This window comes from Nitrospira sp. (assembly GCA_016715825.1).
Taxonomy (GTDB): Bacteria; Nitrospirota; Nitrospiria; order Nitrospirales; family Nitrospiraceae; genus Nitrospira_D.
Genome location: JADJXO010000001.1, coordinates 807,505 through 828,252, shown reverse-complemented (window position 1 = coordinate 828,252; position 20,748 = coordinate 807,505). Strand labels below are relative to the sequence as shown.

At 55.5% G+C, this 20,748-nt stretch carries 17 protein-coding genes; 3 read left to right on the top strand and 14 right to left on the bottom strand.

Features of this window, described 5'->3' with window-relative positions; genetic code table 11:
• Positions 1-38 precede the first annotated feature (38 nt).
• The 14 genes from IPM58_04060 to IPM58_03995 form a co-directional block, all read right to left on the bottom strand.
• Positions 39-1,526, bottom strand: coding sequence for an NADH-quinone oxidoreductase subunit N (locus IPM58_04060; GenBank protein ID MBK9306265.1), 1,488 nt, complete (start codon positions 1,524-1,526; stop codon positions 39-41).
• Entirely contained in the window at positions 1,523-3,076 is a 1,554-nt protein-coding gene (locus IPM58_04055) for an NADH-quinone oxidoreductase subunit M (protein ID MBK9306264.1), read from the bottom strand. Before IPM58_04055 ends, IPM58_04060 begins: the two co-directional genes overlap by 4 nt.
• A gap of 5 nt (positions 3,077-3,081) precedes the next feature.
• Complete coding sequence (nuoL, locus tag IPM58_04050) at positions 3,082-4,971, bottom strand: NADH-quinone oxidoreductase subunit L (GenBank protein ID MBK9306263.1); 1,890 nt, start codon at positions 4,969-4,971, stop codon at positions 3,082-3,084.
• Positions 4,972-5,112: 141 nt separating this feature from the next.
• Positions 5,113-5,412 (bottom strand): NADH-quinone oxidoreductase subunit NuoK, encoded by a 300-nt coding sequence (gene nuoK, locus IPM58_04045; protein MBK9306262.1) that lies wholly within the window; start codon positions 5,410-5,412, stop codon positions 5,113-5,115.
• On the bottom strand, positions 5,406-5,909 hold the full coding sequence (nuoJ, locus tag IPM58_04040; protein ID MBK9306261.1) for an NADH-quinone oxidoreductase subunit J: 504 nt from the start codon (positions 5,907-5,909) through the stop codon (positions 5,406-5,408). The genes nuoK and nuoJ overlap by 7 nt, the downstream gene beginning before the upstream one ends.
• 119 nt (positions 5,910-6,028) lie before the next feature.
• The gene (nuoI, locus tag IPM58_04035; GenBank protein MBK9306260.1) at positions 6,029-6,571 is read right to left on the bottom strand and encodes an NADH-quinone oxidoreductase subunit NuoI; all 543 of its coding nucleotides are present in this window, start codon (positions 6,569-6,571) and stop codon (positions 6,029-6,031) included.
• Positions 6,572-6,649: 78 nt separating this feature from the next.
• Positions 6,650-7,603 (bottom strand): NADH-quinone oxidoreductase subunit NuoH, encoded by a 954-nt coding sequence (gene nuoH, locus IPM58_04030; GenBank protein MBK9306259.1) that lies wholly within the window; start codon positions 7,601-7,603, stop codon positions 6,650-6,652.
• Positions 7,603-10,362 (bottom strand): NADH-quinone oxidoreductase subunit NuoG, encoded by a 2,760-nt coding sequence (nuoG, locus tag IPM58_04025; protein MBK9306258.1) that lies wholly within the window; start codon positions 10,360-10,362, stop codon positions 7,603-7,605. The genes nuoH and nuoG overlap by 1 nt, the downstream gene beginning before the upstream one ends.
• A 3-nt stretch (positions 10,363-10,365) precedes the next feature.
• Positions 10,366-11,670 (bottom strand): SLBB domain-containing protein, encoded by a 1,305-nt coding sequence (locus tag IPM58_04020; protein ID MBK9306257.1) that lies wholly within the window; start codon positions 11,668-11,670, stop codon positions 10,366-10,368.
• A gap of 84 nt (positions 11,671-11,754) precedes the next feature.
• The gene (gene nuoE, locus IPM58_04015) at positions 11,755-12,219 is read right to left on the bottom strand and encodes an NADH-quinone oxidoreductase subunit NuoE (GenBank protein MBK9306256.1); all 465 of its coding nucleotides are present in this window, start codon (positions 12,217-12,219) and stop codon (positions 11,755-11,757) included.
• Positions 12,220-12,317: 98 nt separating this feature from the next.
• Positions 12,318-14,120, bottom strand: a complete 1,803-nt coding sequence (nuoC, locus tag IPM58_04010; GenBank protein MBK9306255.1) for an NADH-quinone oxidoreductase subunit C/D — start codon at positions 14,118-14,120, stop codon at positions 12,318-12,320.
• Positions 14,117-14,824, bottom strand: a complete 708-nt coding sequence (locus tag IPM58_04005) for an NADH-quinone oxidoreductase subunit B (protein MBK9306254.1) — start codon at positions 14,822-14,824, stop codon at positions 14,117-14,119. The genes nuoC and IPM58_04005 overlap by 4 nt, the downstream gene beginning before the upstream one ends.
• Complete coding sequence (gene ndhC / locus IPM58_04000; protein ID MBK9306253.1) at positions 14,808-15,272, bottom strand: NADH-quinone oxidoreductase subunit A; 465 nt, start codon at positions 15,270-15,272, stop codon at positions 14,808-14,810. Before ndhC ends, IPM58_04005 begins: the two co-directional genes overlap by 17 nt.
• 288 nt (positions 15,273-15,560) lie before the next feature.
• Positions 15,561-18,212, bottom strand: coding sequence for a CBS domain-containing protein (locus tag IPM58_03995; protein ID MBK9306252.1), 2,652 nt, complete (start codon positions 18,210-18,212; stop codon positions 15,561-15,563).
• 158 nt (positions 18,213-18,370) lie between these two features.
• Here IPM58_03995 and IPM58_03990 point away from each other — a divergent pair, with 158 nt between their 5' ends.
• Genes IPM58_03990 through IPM58_03980 form a run of 3 tightly spaced genes read left to right on the top strand, consistent with a single transcriptional unit; the run spans position 18,371 to position 20,739 of the window.
• Entirely contained in the window at positions 18,371-18,955 is a 585-nt protein-coding gene (locus IPM58_03990) for a hypothetical protein (protein ID MBK9306251.1), read from the top strand.
• A gap of 13 nt (positions 18,956-18,968) precedes the next feature.
• Complete coding sequence (locus tag IPM58_03985; GenBank protein MBK9306250.1) at positions 18,969-20,270, top strand: hypothetical protein; 1,302 nt, start codon at positions 18,969-18,971, stop codon at positions 20,268-20,270.
• Between the two features lie 10 nt (positions 20,271-20,280).
• The gene (locus IPM58_03980) at positions 20,281-20,739 is read left to right on the top strand and encodes a hypothetical protein (GenBank protein ID MBK9306249.1); all 459 of its coding nucleotides are present in this window, start codon (positions 20,281-20,283) and stop codon (positions 20,737-20,739) included.
• The last annotated feature ends 9 nt before the right edge of the window (positions 20,740-20,748 follow it).

The window sequence follows — 20,748 nt, the reverse complement described above, 5'->3', positions numbered from 1 at the left end:
CCGCTCATGCAACCCCCGCCAATGGCGCGAGTACTTGTTCACGGTCTCTGTGTGGCCACCGTGAGGAGGTTACTCACGGATTCACGGACAAGCTCAATCAGCGGTTCTGGATAGACTCCTAGTACGAGGATGATCGATGCGACAAATCCGAGCGAGCATACGGCCGTCCAACTGACGAACTCTGACCGCTGCGGCGTCTCCTGTTGAGGAAGTGTTGCCGGTGCTGCTGCCTCACCGAACAGGGTCACGAACAATCGAAGGTAATAGTAGAGACTCACGACGCTGTTCCCAATCAGCGCCAACACCAGCCACCACAGGCCGGCATCAACACCAGCCGTGATCGCATAAAATTTCCCGATGAATCCCGCCGTCACTGGGATGCCGGCCAACGACAACAGGCTCAGTGCCAACATGCCCGCGATCCAAGGGCGAGTCCAAAACAGGCCTTGATAGTCCTCGACACGGTCCTTCTCCCCTCCCTCACTCGAGTACACCGTCACCACACCAAAGGCCCCTAACGACATGGCACAATAGACGATCACATAGAAGGTGACTGCTTCCGCAGCGGGAGGGCCACCGGCCAGCAAGGCCACGAGCACGTAGCCGAAGTGGGCAATCGACGAATAGGCCAGGAGACGTTTGACATTCTCTTGCAAGAGCGCCAGCACATTCCCGGTGACCATCGAGACAACAGCCAGAAGACTGAACAGATGCACAACGGGTGGCAGTTCCAATATCCCGACCTCAGTGGCAAGGCGGAGTAGCAGTGCCATGACCGCTGCCTTGGAGACCGTCGCGATGTATGTCGTGATGGGAGTCGGTGCTCCCTGATACACATCGGGAACCCACATGTGAAACGGCGCCAGCCCGAGCTTCAATGCGATGCCGACCAGGACCAGGATCAATCCTCCCAACCACAGTGCTGGGACCGTCTGCCACTGTTTCACACTCACTCCAATCTCGTGGAAGGTCATGGCCCCGCTTTCGAAATACAGCAAGGCCAGGCCAAACAGGAGGAATGCGGATGCCGTGATGGAGAGCAGCAGGTACTTCACCGCGGCTTCGAGCGGATTTCGTCGAGTTCGTAAATACCCGATCAGACTGCAGAGAGACAGCCCAAGGAGTTCGAATCCGAGAAAAAATGAGACGAAGTGCGCAGCTGTCGTCAGGACCAATCCCCCGAACGTGGCCAATAGTAGGAGCAGGTAATATTCCTCGACCCCTTCTTGCTCATGAAACTGACTGTTCAGATATCGGTACGACAGGGCAATGATGACCATCGTCGCACTCAATATGAGCCCCATATACAACAAGGCATGTCCATCCACGACCAGCAAGGTTGTCACGGCTCGTGGCGCCGCCGTGGCTGCCCAGGGCAACGTCGCGAGGGTGAATAGGCACGACAGAAACGCACAGACTGCAATCCTTGCATGATTCCGTCTGAAGGCAATCGCGAGCATCGTCACGAGGCAGAAGGCCCCGAGATCCAGAATGGGCGAAAGCGCGATGAAATCTTGGAGGATCATCGGGTACTCCCCTGCGAGGTCACGATGTGGGACGAGAGCAGGGATGCTGATGGCATGTGAGTCGGATTCGCAGACACCTGTACATGCTGGACCAGTTGTTCCATAACCGGCTTCGTCGTGGTCAACAGGGCCTTCGGATAGAACCCCAGCCAGATCTGCAGGCCTGCGATGAACAGTAGGGTTCCAAATGCGACATTCGACAGGTCCGGGGCTGTACGGGTGTCTTGTTGTCGGCCAAAGAACGTGCGTTGCATCATACCCAAAGCATAGATGGCTGCCATCACCATGCCGAGGGATGCCAGAATGATCATGACCGGTTGAGCCGCATAGGAGCCAAATAGCACGAGGAACTCACCGATAAAATTTGCCAGACCCGGCAACCCCAATGACGCGCAGGCAAAGAACAGCGCCATCGTGGCAAGACGTGGCATCACGCTCCAGAGTCCTCCCATCTGGCCCATGTCCCTCGTCTGATACCGCTCCTCAAGTGCACCGGCCAGCAGGAAGAGGCCAGCAGTACTCAGCCCATGCGCTACCATCTGCATCATCACCCCCTGCAACGCCAGCTCCGTGCCGGCGAAGGCGCCGAGCAGGATGAACCCCATGTGGCTGATGCTGCTGTAGGCCACCAGTCGTTTGATATCGGTTTGGGCACAGGCCAATACCGCTGCATAGAGAATCCCAACCACACCGAGTCCCATGGCGATGGGCGCGAACTCGCTCAGGGCTTCGGGAAACAATGGAAGCGTGAATCGCAACAAACCATAGGCGCCCGTCTTCGCTAAGATCCCGGCGAGGATGATCGTGGCCCCGGTGGGAGCTTCTGCGTAGGTATCGGGTAGCCACGTATGAAAGGGAGGGGCCGGCAGTTTCACGAGAAACCCGATGAGAAATGCCAGCATGAGCCACCGAGCCGTCTCACTGCTCAGAGTCAGTCCCATCAGGTCGCCATAGTCGAAACTCGGTCGCCCAGTGGCCTGTTGATGCAGGAGTGCGAGCGCCACAATCGCAACGAGCAGCACCAAGCTCCCGGCCTGCGTAAAGAGAAAGAACTTGAACGAGGCATGCCGGCGCTGTGCATGGCCCCAGATGACGATCAGGAGATACATGGGGATGAGCATGAGCTCCCAAAAGAAGAAAAACAGAAACAGGTCGATGGCCAAGAACACCCCGATGACACCGCCCAGGGCCAGCAGGACGTGACAGTGAAACAATCCGACGCGACTCTGGATGTCTGTCCAGGAGGCGATCGTGGCCACGATCCCGACGAAGACCGTCAAGAGAATAAGGACGACGCTCAGTCCATCGAGGCCAAGATGGAGACTGATGCCCCAACGGGGAATCCAACTGGTGTGATGTTCCACAAGCCATGCCCCATGTCCTGAGGCCTGTACTGCGGAATGTTGTCCTCCGAGCAGAATCGACAGCATGAAATCAATCGCTAACGCTCCGAGGACGATCCAACGAGGGGCGTGACGAGACCATTGCTGTCCCATCCATGCTATGGGTGCCGCGAGAATTGGGATGAGTATGAGTAGCCAGAGAGCCATAGCCGTCACATCGCAAACAGACCAAGTAACATCAGCGTTCCGACTGCAATGGTGGCGGCATACCACCGGACCTGCCCCGTCTGGGTGTAACTCAACCAGCCATGACAGGACTCGGCGCAGACGGCCAGCCACTCGTACCCGCGATCGACCATATCACTAGAATTTTTGGTTACAGCAAACCAGGGCTGCACGAACAGACGATCATAGAGTCGATCGAACCCCCACCCTCCTTGCAGCAAGGTTACCGAAGGGTGAGACGTGGATTGATCTGTCCCTCGCGCACCAAAGAGGGAGCCGGGCAGGAACAGGAGCGCGGCCAGGCCGATCCCGAGCAGTGCCGCGACGGTGACAGCCAACTGTTCGCGGGCCTCGCTCGATTCATCCATCCCAGGAAGGAGCTCTATTGTTGGGAGCGCATGGGACAGGTACTGGCTAAACAGAGTGACATGCCCAAGTGTATGGGGCATCTCCAGAAAACCGACGGTGAGCGCCAAGAACGCCAGCACCACCAGAGGCAGGCGCATGGCCAGACCTGATTCGCCGGTCGGTTGTGTACGAACCTCTCCGAAAAAGACCCGAAAGATCAGCCGGAAACTATAGAGCCCGGTCAGCATGGTCCCGAGTAGCGCACCAAACCAGATCCACCGATGACTGAGGGGTGAAGACCAGACCGACCATAGGATCCAATCTTTGCTGTAAAACCCGGATGTGATGAGGGGAACACCGGACATTGCGGCGGCTCCGATTAAGAATGTCCAAAAGGTCCAGGGCAAATGCCGCCGGAGTCCACCCATCTTGAAGATGTTCTGCTCATGGTGGAGGCTGTGAATGACCGATCCAGCCGCCAGGAAGAGTAAGGCTTTGAAGCAGGAATGAGTGAAAAAATGAAAGAGCGCAGCAGACCAGGCTCCCACGCCGAGTGCCAGAAACATGTAGCCGATCTGGCTCATCGTCGAATAGGCGAGCACCCGCTTAATATCGTGCTGCACCAAGGCGCTGGTGGCTGCCAGCAGCAACGTCACGAGGCCAAGCACTGCAATACCCTCTTGCACCATCGGCGCGAGCTCAAACAGATGATGCATGCGGGCAATGAGGTAGACCCCTGCTGTCACCATCGTGGCCGCATGGATCAGCGCACTGACCGGAGTGGGGCCTGCCATCGCGTCGGGCAACCACACTTGAAGAGGCAACTGCGCCGACTTGCCGACCGCACCGATCAAAAAGAGCGCCGCGACGATCATGGCCAGATTTGCACCCACTGGCCAGGCCTCCATCGCCAAACTCTGGACCTGTTGAATCGATAAGGTTTGGAATTGCGTGAAGAGGATAAACAGCCCGATGGCAAACGCCGTATCTCCGATGCGAGTCACAATGAAGGCCTTCTGCGCGGCTGTGCCGTATTCGGGTTCGCGATACCAAAATCCGATCAACAGATAGCTGCAGAGCCCGACCCCTTCCCAGCCCAGATAGAGCAGAAGGAGATTGTCGGCCAACACCAGCGTCAGCATGGCGGCCACAAACAGATTCATGTAGGCAAAAAATCTGGCGTAATCATCATCGTGAGCCATGTATTCAGCGGAGTACAGATGGATCAAGAAACCGATGCCGGTGATCACCGCCACCATCAAGAGTGAGAGCGCATCCAGATACCAGGAGATGCCGACCGTCATTCCAGACGTGTCGATCCAATCCCACAATGTTTGCTGATAGGACTCGCGGGCGGGAAAGAGGCTGAAAAAGTCTGTGGCGACCAGCGCGGTCGTCACGGCGGCTGCCCCAACCGATCCGCACCCAACCCACGCGATCTGCTGTCGGCTCAACCGTGCGCCACAGAGGACCAACAGCAGAAATCCTGCGAGCGGGAGAACGGGAATGAGCCACAGTACGCTAATCATCTCGTCTCTCGTTCTTCGTGAAACCAACCAGAACACGTTTCGCGTGACAAGTTTCATGTTTCAAGCCGGACAAATCGCACCATGAAACCAGAAACGCGAAACAAGAAGCGCTTTCGTTCTTCACTTGATCGCTCACATTGGTTACCCTTTCATTTCGCAGAATGCATCAGCGTCCAATGTCCGGAACCGGTAGGACAGCTGCAGTACGATCCCCAGTGCCACGGACACTTCAGCTGCTGCCAGCGTGAGGATGAACAGGAACATAATCTCCCCATCGACTTGTCCCCAACGAGCCCCTCCGGCAATGAACGCAAGCGCGGCAGCATTCAACATGATTTCGAGCGAGAGGAGCATGTACAGGATGTTTCGCCGACTCAATAAGCCGATCAATCCGAGACCAAACAACATGATGGCCAATACCAGTGCAGGCGTACTCAACATGAACGGGCCTCACTTGAGAGACGGCGCCCTAAGTGATAGGCGCCGATCAACCCTGGCAACAACAGCATGGACGCCAATTCCACCCCAATGATATAGGGTCCGTAGAGGGCGATAGAGATCGCTTTCTGCGTCGGTTCTGCGACTGCCATCGTGGGATGGTCCCCGGAAGCAATGAGATATCCCACTTCTCCCAGAAGGACTAGGGCTAGGATACTAGGCCCTACCCATGCGGTGGGTGAGAACCACGTCCGTTCCTGTTCAACCGCGAGTGGCCCTAGGAGCATCACGACAAAAATGAACAGCACCATGATGGCACCACCGTAAATGATGATTTCCAGCGCGGCGGCAAACTGTGCACCAAGTAAATAGAAAATCAGGGATAACGCGATCAGTGCCACGACCAGATAGAGCAGCGCGTGGACCGCATGCACATGCGTGATCACGCGTAGCGTCGCCAAGACAGTCACCGCGGCAGCGATATAGAATAAAACTTCCATGGCTTACCTACCTCGACGTGTGTCTCTCTTGAAAGAACTGTTTCCGGTTGTTTCGTGCTCTTAGACGAGAAACCGAAACCGAAACGGCATCAGTTTCAGATCGACGCGTCACATCCCTCTCATGGCATCAAACTCTTCACATCCACCGGTGGAAGTTCGTGTTCACCTTGTCCCTTGTCTTTGTCGCGAGTCCTGACGCCGGCCATTCGATAAAAATTGTAGTCGTGATACTTACCGGTCCCGCTGATAAGGAGGTCTTCTTTCTCATACACCAGGTTCCGCCGTGCATATTCACTCTGTTCAAAATCCGGAATCAGCTGGATCGCATTGGTCGGACAGGCTTCCTCGCACATGCCACAGTAAATGCAGCGCGAAAAGTTGATCCGGAAGAACGCCGGATAGCGACGGTCGTGCGCTTCTGGATTGTCCGCAGCCTGAAGCGAAATACAATCGACAGGACAGGCGGCTGAGCAGAGGTAACAGGCCACACACCGCTCTTCACCGTCGGGATCTCTGGTGAGGACGATGCGTCCACGCCAACGCGGCGGCAAATAGGGTTGCTCTTCCGGATACTGAACCGTCACCGGCTTCGTGAAGGTCCGTTTAAAGACGATCCATAGCCCCACGATGAGATTCCGGGCGTATAACCATGTGTTCATCATACGTACAGCCGTTCTGCAGGGATGATTCCCCTTTGCATCACATCCGATCCGAGCTCACTGCCGCATTGTGCATCCCTGCTATCCTGCTCTCCACAACACCACCCCGCCCGTCACCAACAGATTGATCAACGCGAGTGGCATTACGACCTTCCACCCGAATGACAGAAGCTGATCAAAACGGAATCGAGGCCAGGCCGCACGAATCAGGATGATCAAGGCGATGAAGCCGAACATCTTCACGGCAAACCACACCACCGGCGGCAGCCAGGGGCCGTGCCAGCCACCGAAGAATAGAATGACCGTCATCGCTGAAAGGAGGAGGATGCTCAGGTATTCACCGACAAAGAACATCCCAAATTTCATCCCGCTGTACTCGGAGTGGTAGCCGGCCACGAGCTCTGCTTCCGCCTCAGGCATATCGAACGGGGTGCGGTGTGCTTCAGCCAGTCCCGCCATGAAAAACCCAAGAAACCCCAAGAACTGAGGGATCACAAACCATTGATGCCGTTGCGCCTCCACAATGTCACTGAGGTTGAAGGATCCTGCCAACAGCACCGCGCCCATCAGCGACAATCCCATGAAGACTTCGTAGCTCAACAATTGCGCGATCGCCCGAAGGCTGCCGAGAAACGCGAATTTGTTGTTGGACGCCCATCCCCCGATGATGACACTGTAGGCGGCAAGGCTCGACATGGCCAAAAAGAACAGGACGCCCACATTGAGATCGGCGACCACGAAGGTAGGCGCAATCGGTATCACGGCGAACGACATAAGTGCCGTGATCACGACGATGGCCGGCGTAATAACAAATACCGCCTTATCAGCGAAGGGCGGAATCCAGTCTTCTTTCGTAAAGATCTTGATCATATCCGCCAGTGATTGCAGGCACCCGCCTGGCCCCAGACGGTTGGGGCCGTATCGTTCTTGCCATACTCCGAGCAGTCGCCGTTCGACCCAGATCAGCATCCCGGCCAAGGTCAGGCAGCTGCCAAGCATGACGGCGATAGTGAGGGCGGTGTGGCTCCAATCGATCATGCAGCCCTCCGCTTGTGTTCAGTCTGGATTGCCTTTAACAGATCAACCCAAGCCGGCACGCTGACGCCAGATACCTCTGGCACAAGGGAGAGACCTGCCGTCCCCACAGGTATGGAAGGATCGAGGTGCACAACAAGGCGGTACGTCATGTCCTGCAGCACCAGATCGATCGTGCTGTGGTCTTCAAGGGTCAACCGCGCACCATCTGATGGATGCAAGGAGAGGAACGGCTTGCCGATCCGTTCGGCAATCGCCGGAGATCGGTTGCTGAGTTCGTCGCTTCCAAAGACGGCGGATAGAGGCAGCAGCAACCATTGATGAGCGGGTGCCTGAAACGCGAGTGGAATGGTGGTGAACCAACCAGAGGTCTTCGTGGCAACTGGTTCGATGAGCCGGACTCCAGGCATTTCATCGCGCAATGGCCCACCGACTTCGTCTTGATACGTATTCACAGCCTGGATAGAATTCCAGCCAGGCGCCCAGAATTGGGAAATCAGCGGTGAAGGAAGCGGTCCTCGATATCCCTCCATCGTAAATCCAAGCGGCGAATCATGATCAACGGGAGGAGGCGGTTCGTGCATGGTCAGATGAGAAATCAGTGACGTACGTCCACTGCATCGCTCAGATTGTCTGGGAGCTTTTTGACCCACCAAACGAAAACTCGCTGACGGGGCGACCTCTCCGATGCGTGCTAGCTCGGGAGCCGCTATCGCCGTTGCAGAGACTGCATCGTCGAAGTTGCGCCAGGTCTCCACTCCGGATTCACTCTCACCCTCCTGTGACGTTGCACGGCCAAGCTCACTCAGCCACCGCCAGCTCTCTTTGACGTCACCGTCCGGGACAAACACTTGGTAGAATCGTTGGGCTCGGCCTTCCTGATTGACAAATGTCCCATCGGATTCCGGACCTGTGGCAGCCGGAAGCAGCACATCGGCATGCGCCGTCGTGCGATTCTCAACCGAATCGATGGCAATAACTGTGTGCGCCGTCTCAAAGAAGGCATCGACGTGTGCCTGATCCGCGCGCCGATACAAGTCGTTCTCCAGCACGATCACGGTATCGGCTTTCCCCCGACGGATCGCATCGAACGCGTCATTCAAGCTTCCGCCACCGAGTAAGGCGAGGCCTGCGCTATTGCACTCTGGAAGCACAAAGCTGAGTCGTGGCTGTTTTCCTTGTTGATGCAGAGCCCAGGCCACATTGGCTGCTGCCTCTATCGTCGCGTGGGAGCCGCTTTCCGTTCCGGCAATGATCAGTGGGCGTTGGGCATGGGTGAGGGCCTCAGCAATACGCTGTGTGAGATCCTTGACCTCTGGACTGAGATCCGGAACGGAGGGTGCCTCTTGACTGATCGACCCAGCCACGGCAAATCCCAACCTAGCAAGATCATCCGGCGCGGCGAAGTAGGTGTCAGTGGCATACTCATGAAACCACGTACGCTGATACCCAGCGAGGAACAGAGGGCCTCGTCGGTTTTGCACCGCATTGCGCACTGCCGCCTCATCCCATCGAGGAATCTTCAATGCATCGACCTGTTCCATCGGCTGTTGCCGAATGGACTGGAGAAGAGCCAGCGCCAAGCGTGGCGCCTCGTTCAAGAGATCCGCTCCAAGAACGAAGACGGCATCCGACTGTTCGGCATCGTGAATCGACGCCGACGGCACCGGTCCAGTCTGAAGGACCTTGAGTATCGTCGAGAGAAGTCGGCGTTCCTGCTCATCGATCCCCTGATAAAAGTGCTGCGGGCCAACCAAAGATCGCAGGGCCACATTGGCCTCGAGCGACGCGCGAGGCGACCCAATGCCCACAATCCCACGAGCCTGTCGTACAGAGTCCGCCGCGAACTCGAGAGGCTGCGGTACTCCTTCCGTCGTTCCTAACTGGGATGGGCGACGTTCCGGCCTCACCACGGCCCGCTTGATGCGATGCGAGCTATTGACATACTCATACCCAAACCGCCCCCGATCACACAAAAAGTAGCCGTTCACCTGACTGTTGAACCGATTGGTGATCCGACGCAGAGTCCCAGATCGTTCACCGGCGGTGGTATTGCACCCAAGGCTACAATGTGGACAGATCGATTGGGCGGCTTGTAGATCCCATTTCCTCGTGTAGTGATGAAAGAAAGTTTTGTCCGTGAAGACTCCGGTCGGACAGACCTCCACTAGATTTCCGCTGAATTCGTTCTCCAGCGTGCCATCCTGTTCCCGGCCGAAGTAGACGGCGTCATGCGAACCAAACACGTTGAGGTCACGTCCACCGGCATAGTCTCGGTAGTATCGGACGCAGCGGTAACATTGAATGCACCGATTCATCTCGTGCCGAATAAATGGGCCGAGAGTCTGATTACGATGGGTCCGTTTTTGATAGCGGTAGCGCCGGTAGACATGCCCGGTCATGACCGTCATGTCTTGTAAATGACACTCCCCTCCTTCATCACAGACTGGGCAGTCGTGTGGATGGTTCACCATCAGCCATTCGATGACTGCTGCGCGAAAGGCCTTGGCCTCCGGATCATCGATCGAGATCCGCGTGCCGTTCGTCGCGGGTGTCATGCAGGACATCACCAGTCGACCAGACTGATCTCGATCGTCTTTGAACTGTTTGACCGCACACTGGCGGCAGGCTCCGACCGATCCCATGGCCGGATGCCAGCAGAAATAGGGCACGTTCAGCCCATGTCCCAGACAGGCGGCGAGCACATTCTGTTGTTCATCCACCGTATACGACTTGTTATCGACGATAATGGTTGCCATGGGCTAGACCACGATCCTGTGTTGTGACGACTTCTTGCTCCAGGGACATCCACCGGTCGTGATGTGGCGCTCGAAGTCGTCGTGAAAATATTTTAAAGCCGACTGCAACGGCGCCATGGCTCCTGGTGCAAGACCACAGAAGGTATGTCCGGGAGCAAGCCACTTGGTATGCATCTCAAGCAACGACAGATCCTCCTTGGTCGCGCGACCGTCCTCGAAGGACATTAAGATTCTCGCGACCCACGGCAACCCTTCCCGACAAGGCGTACACCAGCCGCAAGATTCTCGGGCAAAGAACTTTTCGAGATTCAACACAAACCCCACGGGACAGGTGTGATCGTCTAATACGATCATCGTGGCGGTGCCAAGACGACCGACCTCTGGCGGGATCGACGAGAAATCTAAGGGGAGATCCAAGTGTTCTTCAGTCATAAATGCCGTGGAGATACCCCCTGGCAACAAGCCTCGAAAGCGTACGCCATCAGCCATCCCTCCGGCATATCGTTCGAGGACCTCGCGCACAGTGGTGCCGAGCGGCAATTCCCACCATCCCGGATTGGCGACGCGGCCGCTGATACCGTAGATCTTCGTGCCACCGTCTTGAGTCCGACTCAATCGGTGATACCAGTCAGATCCTTGATTGACGATATGTGGGATGTTGTAGAGGGTCTCGACGTTCTGCACGACCGTCGGTTTCCCCCATAAGCCGACCGTCTGCGGAAAGGGAGGCTTTGCGCGGGGCACTGCTCGTTTGCCTTCCAGCGCATTAATCAACGCAGTTTCTTCGCCACAAATATACCGGCCGGCGCTGGCATGAAGGTGGAGGTCAAAGCGAAATGGCGTTCCAGGAAGAGGTTTACCCAAATACCCGGCTGCGTAGGCCTCCGCAATGGCTTCGGTCAGTCGTTGGGCCGGCAGATGGTATTCCCCACGCAGAAAGATGTAGCCAACCTCCGCGTCAATGGCATAGCCGGCGAGGATCATGCCTTCGACCAGGCCATGAGGATCGCCCTCCATCAGGACACGATCCTTAAATGTCCCCGGTTCCATCTCATCGCCATTGGCAACGAGATACTTGGGTTTCGGCGCGTCGACACCCATCGGTACGAAGCTCCACTTCGTACCAGTCAGAAACCCACCCCCGCCCCTGCCGCGCAATCCGGCATCGGTCACCAGCCGCTGCAGGTCCTTGGGAGCCAGCTCGCTGGAGAGCCGTTGAACGCTGCGATACCCACCCGTTGTGACGTACTCACGCAATGTGCGCGTCGTCCCATCCGGATGAATATGTTGAGTAAGTGGTCGTTCCATGGTGAAACCGGTTTGAGGTTCGAGGCAGAGAGTTAAGTGAACAGCCTCACCTTCTAATCTCCAGCCTCCAACCTCAGGCCTTCTCTATTTGTATTTCTCCACGATCTGTTCAATCTTTTCAGGCGTGACGTCGCCGTATACATCCTGATCGATCATCAGGGCTGGTGCCCGTTCGCAGTGTCCCAAGCAGGCGATCGGCAAGACGGTGAAACGTCCGTCTGGTGATGTCTGTCCGAGATCCGCTTGATAGAGTGTTTTGATCTGCTCCTGAACTTGTTCACACCCCTTGATCCAACAACTAATACTGTCGCACACGAAAGCGACATGCCGACCGACAGGTTTGCGAAAGACGAGGTTGTAGAACGTGGCCACGCTATCCACATCCTCGACCGTGATCTCAAGAAATTGGGCAATCTCGAGAAGCGTGTCATCCGAGATCCAGCCACGTCGTCGTTGGATGGTCAGCAGCGCATCGATGGTAGCCCCTCGTTTATCAGGATAATGCTTCACAGCATCTTCAAGCTCGCGGCGTTCAATCTCACTCAGCATGACGTTCCTCGTATTTCGCAAAGCATTTGTTTCACGTTTGAAGTTGAAGGTTTCATGTCATGTTGAAACTCGAAACCAGAAACTTGAAACATGACTGCTTATCGATCCACATCCGAGAGCACATAATCCACACTACCCAACACGGCCAAGAGATCCGAGAGCAGTTCACCACGCGCCATCAGCGGCACCATCTGGATATGGGCAAACGAGGGGGTTCGAATTCTCGTGCGGTACGAAAGCTGTGACCCATCACTCGTCAAGTAATAACTGGTCTGCCCTTTCGACGATTCAGTGGGAACTTCCGCTTCACCGGGTGGAAGCACGGGGCCCCAACTCACTCCGACAAAATGATTGATGAGCGTGTCGATGTCCTGCAGCGTGTGTGTTTTGAGCGGTGGAGTCGCAAGAGGATCGAGTGACGTGTAGGGACCGGATGGCATGGAATCGAGACACTGCCGAATGATGCGCAGCGACTGACGCAACTCCAAGACATGCACCAGCGCTCGGTCATAACAATCGCCGTGTGAAGCAACCGGGACCTCAAAGTCGAACTGCTCATAGCCGGAGTACGGACGGGTTTTGCGTAAATCCCACGGCAAGCCGCAGGCACGCAACATGGGACCAGTGGCGCCCCACGCGATGGCGTCATCGAGAGACAAGACTCCGATCCCGACGGTCCGCTGTTTGAGAATCGGATTGTCCATCACCAGGCGCTCATAGTCATCGAGTCGGCTGGGAAACCAATCGATGAACTGGCGAACCAGTGTGTCCCACCCAATCGGAAGATCTCGTGCGACCCCACCGATCCGGAGCCAATTCGGATGCATACGGCCGCCACAAATGGCTTCGGTGATCGAGAGGATGCGTTCTCGATCGTTGAACATGTAAAAGACCGGCGACAAGGCACCAATGTCACCCGCAAAGGTCCCGTACCAGACGAGATGACTGGCGATCCGGTAGAATTCAGACATCATGACTCGAATGACTTGTGCCCGTGGTGGCACGGTGATGCCGGCCAATCGTTCGACTGAGAGACAGTACGGCATTTCGTTCAACACACCCTGAAGGTAGTCCACACGATCGGTGTACGGAATGAACGAATGCCAGGTTTGCCGCTCCGCGATCTTTTCCTGAGAACGATGGTGGAAGCCGATATCCGGGACGATATGGATGATTTCCTCGCCCGCCAGTTGCGCCACGAGTCGAAGCACCCCGTGCGTACCGGTATGGGCTGGACCAAGGTTGATGAACATATAGTCGAAATCTGAATCTTGATCGTGGTGGGTGCGGGCTAACCCCCAATCCTCGGGTTTGAATTGCAGCGCGTCCTGTGCCATGACCAGTTTCTCCGGCGGCATTTGGAACTGCCCGACTTCTGTCGCGCGCGAGGGATGATCTTTCCGAAGCGGATATCCCTCCCACCACGAAGGCATGAGCAGGCGGCGGAGAAAGGGGTGCCCGTCGAAACGAATTCCGAACATGTCGAATATTTCTCGTTCATACCAATCGGCGTTTGGCCATAGATCAATGCTCGACGGCAGAGACGGTGTCTCACTCTCCAGCGCCACCTTGATGCGGAGTGATTGGTTCCGATCAAAGGAAAAGAGATGATAGAACACGGTAAATCTTCCGATCGGTAATCCGTCGTGATGGCGACGAAGCCGTTCGTCGGTCGCACTCAGGTCAAACAGCATGGGAAACGGGCGAGGAAGCTCAGATTTGACATAGCGCAGAATGTCATGCAGTCGATGTGTCTCAACCCAGAGGGTTGGAATCTCATCCTTGGTGGATTGCACGGCGGTCAGATATCCGTCGGAGCCGAAGTGGGCCGCGATCTCCGCCACGAGTCCAGTCTGCTCCCCGATTGAGGAATCTCGTACAGCCGACAGTCGTGGAGTCATGACTTGCCTTTCGGGCGACCGTCCGGCTGCCCTGCAAAATGGGGCGAGAGAAGGTCGGTCCGCGGAAGCACATCGATGCCGGGATATTCACGTTGACTCATCCGCTCGGCTCGTTTGGCATCACGCAGCGAGGGCATCATGGGTCGCTGAACCTCCTGTGGACCGAAGTGCCAGCTCAAGGGACGGCGTTCTGACCCCACCATGTTCTGGAGGAGCAGCAAACATTCCATAAAGGCATGGGGTGGCGGTGGGCAGCCTGGCATGTACACATCCACGGGAATGAACTTATCGACGCCTTGTACGACAGAATAGGCGTCGAACATTCCGCCGGAATTTGAACAGGACCCCATCGAAATTACCCACCGTGGTTCTAGCATCTGCTCGTACAGCTGCTTGATGACAGGGGCCACCTTCAGAAACACCGTCCCGGATACGACCAACACGTCGGCCTGCCGTGGTGAGCCACGGACGACTTCTGCGCCAAATCGAGAGACGTCATAGACACTGGTCAAACTCGTCGCCATTTCAACGAAACAGCAGGACAGACCAAAATTCAACGGCCACAATGAATTCTTCCGTCCCCATGCTAAGAGATCTTGAAGCTTCGCAAAGAGGACCGAGTCGCCGACGACAGAGGTCAACGAACCATCGCCACCATCGGTGATCCGTACCCCCTCCAGTCGTCCGTTACGCCACTCGGTCATCGTAGAGCTCCTTTGACTCCCCCCGGGTGGAGTTCTGGCGGTGACGGACTCGTGGACGTTGAGACTGTGCATGCCAGTCCAGCGCTCCGGTGAGCCATAAATACGCAAGAGATGCCAACAAAATGGCCACAAAGATTGTCACTTCAATAAAACCAAGCCAGCCTGTTTCGGGCACCGCGACGGCCCAGGCATAGAGGTATGCCGCCTCCACATCGAAAATGACGAAGAACATGGCGATCAAATAATATTGCACCGGTGGGCGGACTTGACCGTTGCCGGTTGGCCGAATCCCACATTCATAGGGAACGCCGGTTGCACTTTCAGATCGACGCTCAGTCTTTTTCCAGTGACGCTCGCCAAGCAAAGGTGGAAGTCCCAGCATGACGGCAATCACCACGCCGACACACAACCCATAGATACAGATCTGCCAAATCGCGTCATCTACCATGACAATAACTAACCATCTGTAATAACTAACTATCGGCACTAACTAGCTATATATTGAGGGCAATGAGGGTCTTCCCAACCCTTCGAGATCATGCTGAGTAGGGCGTGGCTCTAAAAAAGCACAACTTTACGGTTGTTTACAGGGAGAACTGCTGCGAACGGTGGAGTGAGAGAATAATTGTGGGGAGACTATTCCGGCGAGTGCGCGACGATGTCTGCAGGTCAGTCACTGAGGCTGTTGAACAGATTGTTTACACATGGCATCCCATCCGCATGTGTGTCCAATCCTTCACACACCTCTCTTGGGATCTTGAACCAACTGATGAAGGAACTGCCGTTCCTCGGCTTCAGTTTCTACGTCGCCGTTCAGACGTGCAGTTAGCAATCGGTCGAGGAGTTTTTTGAACTGCGGGCCTGGTTTCAACCCCATGGCTTTCAGGTCAGTGCCCGTCAGAATTGGCTTCACATGCTGATAGCTCATGAGGAACGCTGAGACCTGGCGCTTGACTGTTTCTCCTTTGCTCTTTGCCATGAGGATCAAGAGTGTTTCATCGGATAGTCCCGATAAGAGATGGTACACGTCGGCCGGCGAGAGCGGTCGTTTCGACGCGAGTCGGCGAATCACATTGTGACAACTCACGCGAGCCATTTTGAGCCTGGTGGCTTCCGGTTCGGATATGGGAAAGCGTTTGAGCAGGTCTTTCACAGCACGCTCGGGCAATACCTCGATCAGTCCCATCATGTAGACCACCCAGACGTCCATCTTCCGATCTAAGTAGAGGAGCCGGTACCAATCAACGGCTTCTTCGATCGCGGCCAACAGTTGGTCCAATCGGGTGGAGCAACTTAATTTCGGATGGATGAACTTCAAAAGATTGAGCTCCGCCAATCGTTTGATCACCTGTTTCGGTTCCCGTTCGCCCAACAGGAGTTTCAGTTCTTCCAGGAGACGGTGGCCGGATACGCGCTGAAACAGGTTCATCTTCACGGCGCCGGCGATCAACGCCGCCGTGTCCTTGCCCAAATGAAATCCGAACCGGGATTCAAATCGGATCGCCCGAAACACGCGGGTTGGATCTTCAACGAAACTCAGTCCGTGCAAGACTCGGATCACCTTCTCATTGAGATCCCGTTGACCTCCATAAAAGTCCAGAATGTCTCCGAAGCCCTTCCCGTTCAAGCGGACAGCCAGGGCATTGATCGTGAAATCGCGGCGATACAGATCTTTCTTGATTGAGCTTTGCTCTACCGTCGGGAGAGCCGTCGGGAATTCGTAATACTCCGTTCTGGCCGTGGCGATATCCAGCTTGAATCCATCCGGCAGCAAGACGATGGCCGTACCGAATCGTTCGTGGACCTTGACCCGCGCATGTAGTACATCGCCCAGTTTTCGTGCGAAGGCGATTCCATCGCCTTCGACCACGAGATCCAAATCCAAGTTCTTGATGCCCAGCAACAGATCTCGCACGCACCCACCGACGACGAAGAGGGAGACCTCGCAACGGTCGGCCAACTGCCCGCCTTGCTCCAGCAATGCCACAAGGCGATGGGGCAACCGACTCCGGAGTAACCCCTTCACGTTACGGTGCGGCCCTCCGATCGAAGCCTCACCTTCGCCTGGCCGTTGAGCCCGAATTCGAGCGCCCTTCAAGACGTCGTCATGCAGGGTACGTAGCAGATCCGTTCTGGTAATGACGCCCACCACGTTGGCTTCCTCGATGATCGGAACAAACCGTTGGTTCCGCTCGATCATGGCCGTTTCGATATCATGAAACGGTGTTTCCATCTGAGCGGCATAGGCATCAGTCTGCATAATATCCCGTACGGCCATTTTACCCAACCGATGAAACAAGGCCTTTTGAATCAACTCTCGACTGACCAGTCCAGCATACCGGCCATTGTCATCCAGAACCGGGAACACATTGAGTCCATAGGCGGTCATCCGTTGCCCGGCCTCAGTGACTGTCGTGCCGCCCTCGATGGCCTTTACCGGGCGGGTCATGACATCTTGTGCCAGCAAGGTCGGGCGATACTGTGTGGTCAGTAGTCCCACAAGCTTCTCTTTGACTTCCGCGAGCGTGTGACCTTTGACTGTTGCGGCAGCGGCCACGGCATGTCCTCCGCCACCGAACTCCCGTGCGATCCATCCGACATCGATCTCGGATCGGCGGCTTCTGCCGATCACTTGGACTCGATCTTCCATCATGACCGCCACAACAACGGCATCAATGCCCTGCATTTCTGCAAGCAGATGGACCACGCCGGCTGCTTCTCCACGACGACGATCAATCGTGCTGGTGGCCACCAATACCTTTCGGCCTTCCAAGTAGTGCAACTCGCTGTGCTCCATCAGATCGTTGAGGAGAGCGACCGTATCGGGATCCAACGGACGACGAAGGACATCCATCACCATAGTCAGATCAGCGCCGGATTCAAGAAGAAATGCCCCGGCGTGGATGTCCCGCACGGTCGTGGAGGTAAACCCAAACGAACCGGTTTCTTCATAGAGTCCCAACGCCAAGACCGTGGCTTCGAAGGGTGTCACAGTGATCTGCCGTTGGCGAAGCAGTTCAATCAGCAATGTCGTCGTTGCGCCGACAGGTTGCACAAGTGACAAGGGCGACCGACCAGCACAGGGAGAGGCTTCGTCCACATGATGATCAAACACGACGATTTCAACTGAGAGATTGTCGACACACGTTTTGAGCGATCCGATTCGATCGAGGTCTTGAGTGTCGACGAGGATCAGTTTGGTGATCTGTGAAAGATCGATCCCTTTGAGCTTGCTGATACCCAGGTCATGATCGGCGAGAAAATTGCGAACTGTTTCTTGCCCTCCGGCCGGAAGAACCAGCATGGCGTCGGGAAAGAGTTTCCGTGCCGCCACCATGGAGGCCAAACCGTCGAAATCCGCATTGCTGTGAGTGGCAATAACTTCCATACGGGCATTCTAGCAGGCTCCACTCGTTCGTAAAACGCCTGCGATGGTTACGGACAGGGCCTCCATAAAGAATGCCTGGCGGGTGCTCAGACTGTGGTATACATCGGCTTGGCCTGGGAGAGTTTCGCATTGAGAGCGAGAGTGTGAAGAGCTCGATCATGATGAAAGGCAGAATAATAGCTGCTGCATTCCTCATTCTTTGCACTTCACCGTCATGCCAGACGCACACCGATGTTGTCGTTCATCAGTCAGAGAATCTCTCGGTAGTGCTTCGTGAGTTGCCGAGCGGATACCCCGCACTCGCACCCTATCATCACTCCTATCCTATACCATCCAAGAAAGTATTCATTATTCTTGACTCTGTCAAATATGATGCAGGTTCTATTCTGCCGTTTTCATCAGGACCACCCCGTCGGGTATTTTCTGGGCACCAGGCGCAGTCGCTGGCACCTGAAATATCGAAGGCGTTCAGCCAAGCGACACCAGACACAGTGGTGGCATTCACTATCGCTGATGAAGTAAAACCCAATCGGCGCACGAAGGGCTTCGTCTTTGTCGTAGGAGGCGAATTCCATCTGATCATCGAGGAAATACGAAAACCGCTCTATGAAGGAGAACGGAAGCCCTATCAGCAACAAGTCTCGCGATGGGAGTTGCTGCAAAGCGATACACAACGACACTATGCAAGTCGTCTCGGAGGAAAAGGGAGCATCACAAATTGGATCATTACTCCACTTCATTGAGGCAGCGTTGATTATGTCCAAGTCTCGATCCTGGTGTCATGGCGGCATTGATGGACGAAGGCACTATTTGTTTCGCATCGGTGTGTTGACTCTTCTCCTATCTCTGCCTCTGGCGAGTACGCCGTTGGCTCAAACCATCGACCACCCTAGTCAGATCCATCGGGAAAATGCCATCGATGAATTGAAAGAGCGGCTTCGGCTGGTTGAAGAACAGCACCGGAGAGAGTTGTCCGACCTAAAAGACCGGCTTGGGGTGATGGAACAACAACAAAGCAGCTTGTCGGATGAATTTGCTCAACGCGTCAGAATCGGTGCGTACGGCGCCGTGGCATTCGAAAGTTTTCGTGACCGTCGTACAAACTATAGCGGGAACTTCGAACTCTTGCTGTCCGCGCATCTCCATGATCGGATTCGAGCGTATGCGGAACTCGATCTCGGGGCTCGGGGAGAAGGCGTGGGTGCCGAACAGGCCTATGTTGATCTCTTACTGACCCAAGCATTCAACGTCCGTGCCGGTGTGTTATTGATTGCGTTCGGAAAGTTTAACCTTGATCACTTCGATCCTCGCCGAGACTTGACTCGCCCTCCAAATGTGGCGCGACTCGTGACCCCCACGAACTGGTCCGACTTAGGACTCAGCGTGTTTGGTGTCTTGCCGATCTCGGAGAACGTCAAAGCTACCTATGAAATTCAGGCAGTGAACGGGCTGACCGATCGATTCATCGCGACCCCTGGAAACAGCCCGGACGTAGGACTGCGCAGCGCACGATCAGAACTACGGGCCGACAATAACGGTGATAAGGCCATAGTCGGCCGTGGGACGTTGAAATTCTTCGATCAGTACGAAGTAGGGCTTTCTGGATATCGAGGAGACTACAAGACGGGGTCCCAGGACCTGATTACCGGTATCGCCGTTGATACCGAATTCCGGCCTCGAAACATAAGGATCTTGGAAGATTTCGTGTTAAGAAGCGAATTTGCGCGATTTGACATCCAAGGTACGACCACCCCCTCCAGCTTATGGGGGTACTATATCCAGCTGACCTATCGTTTCTGGCCTTCCGCCTTAAACTCAACCGTCCTCGGACGCCATTTCAACAACCCGACGTTCGCGCTGGTCGGACTCTACGGCCGCACCAAGATCAATACCACGGCGAGTCCAACCGGGAATCAGACCGGAGAGCAGTATATTATCGGCTTCAATTATCGCCCGGTCGAAGACTACGTGTTCAAGATGGAGTATCACTTGAACAGCGGTCAGTTCAATCAGTTCCCGTCTGACGGATTTCTCTCCTCCATCGCATGGATTTTTTAATGGCTACCCCATGAACCCCTCTGTCCGTACAGGTACACGCTGGCTCACAGCGCTGACCATCGCCTTCGCGTTGTGGGCAACTACCCCTCGCGCCTACGCCGAATCACTGGCTGTCATCGTCAACCGGAACAACCCCATTACGTCGTTGACGAATCCAGCTGTCGCGGACATGTATCGAGGAGAGATTCTCCATTGGCCGAATGGTGATCGAGTGAAACTGGTCAACCGTGATATTTCAGCCGAGACGAGAAGGGTATTTTACCTCCGTGTGCTAAACGCAAGACCCGACCAGGTATTTTATCGCGAAGGCACCCCCATTCCCATACAAAGCGTAATCGAACGGACGGAGGACGCCGTCGTGCGTTTCGTCGGGGTCATCGAGGGGGCGATCGGTTATGTCACCCTTACAAAGCTCAAAACCATGAGAGATGACCAGGTCAAGGTCGTCCTCATCGTCGAAGATCCCTAAAGACGCCGC

Excerpts from the sequence above, each read along its gene's own strand:
- IPM58_04060 (MBK9306265.1), bottom strand. The coding sequence starts at position 1,526 with ATGATCCTCCAAGATTTCATCGCGCTTTCGCCCATTCTGGATCTCGGG.
- IPM58_04055 (MBK9306264.1), bottom strand. The coding sequence starts at position 3,076 with ATGGCTCTCTGGCTACTCATACTCATCCCAATTCTCGCGGCACCCATA.
- nuoL (MBK9306263.1), bottom strand. The coding sequence starts at position 4,971 with ATGATTAGCGTACTGTGGCTCATTCCCGTTCTCCCGCTCGCAGGATTT.
- nuoK (MBK9306262.1), bottom strand. The coding sequence starts at position 5,412 with ATGTTGAGTACGCCTGCACTGGTATTGGCCATCATGTTGTTTGGTCTC.
- nuoJ (MBK9306261.1), bottom strand. The coding sequence starts at position 5,909 with ATGGAAGTTTTATTCTATATCGCTGCCGCGGTGACTGTCTTGGCGACG.
- nuoI (MBK9306260.1), bottom strand. The coding sequence starts at position 6,571 with ATGATGAACACATGGTTATACGCCCGGAATCTCATCGTGGGGCTATGG.
- nuoG (MBK9306258.1), bottom strand. The coding sequence starts at position 10,362 with ATGGCAACCATTATCGTCGATAACAAGTCGTATACGGTGGATGAACAA.
- IPM58_04020 (MBK9306257.1), bottom strand. The coding sequence starts at position 11,670 with ATGGAACGACCACTTACTCAACATATTCATCCGGATGGGACGACGCGC.
- nuoE (MBK9306256.1), bottom strand. The coding sequence starts at position 12,219 with ATGCTGAGTGAGATTGAACGCCGCGAGCTTGAAGATGCTGTGAAGCAT.
- nuoC (MBK9306255.1), bottom strand. The coding sequence starts at position 14,120 with ATGACTCCACGACTGTCGGCTGTACGAGATTCCTCAATCGGGGAGCAG.
- IPM58_04005 (MBK9306254.1), bottom strand. The coding sequence starts at position 14,824 with ATGACCGAGTGGCGTAACGGACGACTGGAGGGGGTACGGATCACCGAT.
- ndhC (MBK9306253.1), bottom strand. The coding sequence starts at position 15,272 with ATGGTAGATGACGCGATTTGGCAGATCTGTATCTATGGGTTGTGTGTC.
- IPM58_03995 (MBK9306252.1), bottom strand. The coding sequence starts at position 18,212 with ATGGAAGTTATTGCCACTCACAGCAATGCGGATTTCGACGGTTTGGCC.
- IPM58_03990 (MBK9306251.1), top strand. The coding sequence starts at position 18,371 with ATGATGAAAGGCAGAATAATAGCTGCTGCATTCCTCATTCTTTGCACT.
- IPM58_03985 (MBK9306250.1), top strand. The coding sequence starts at position 18,969 with ATGTCCAAGTCTCGATCCTGGTGTCATGGCGGCATTGATGGACGAAGG.
- IPM58_03980 (MBK9306249.1), top strand. The coding sequence starts at position 20,281 with ATGAACCCCTCTGTCCGTACAGGTACACGCTGGCTCACAGCGCTGACC.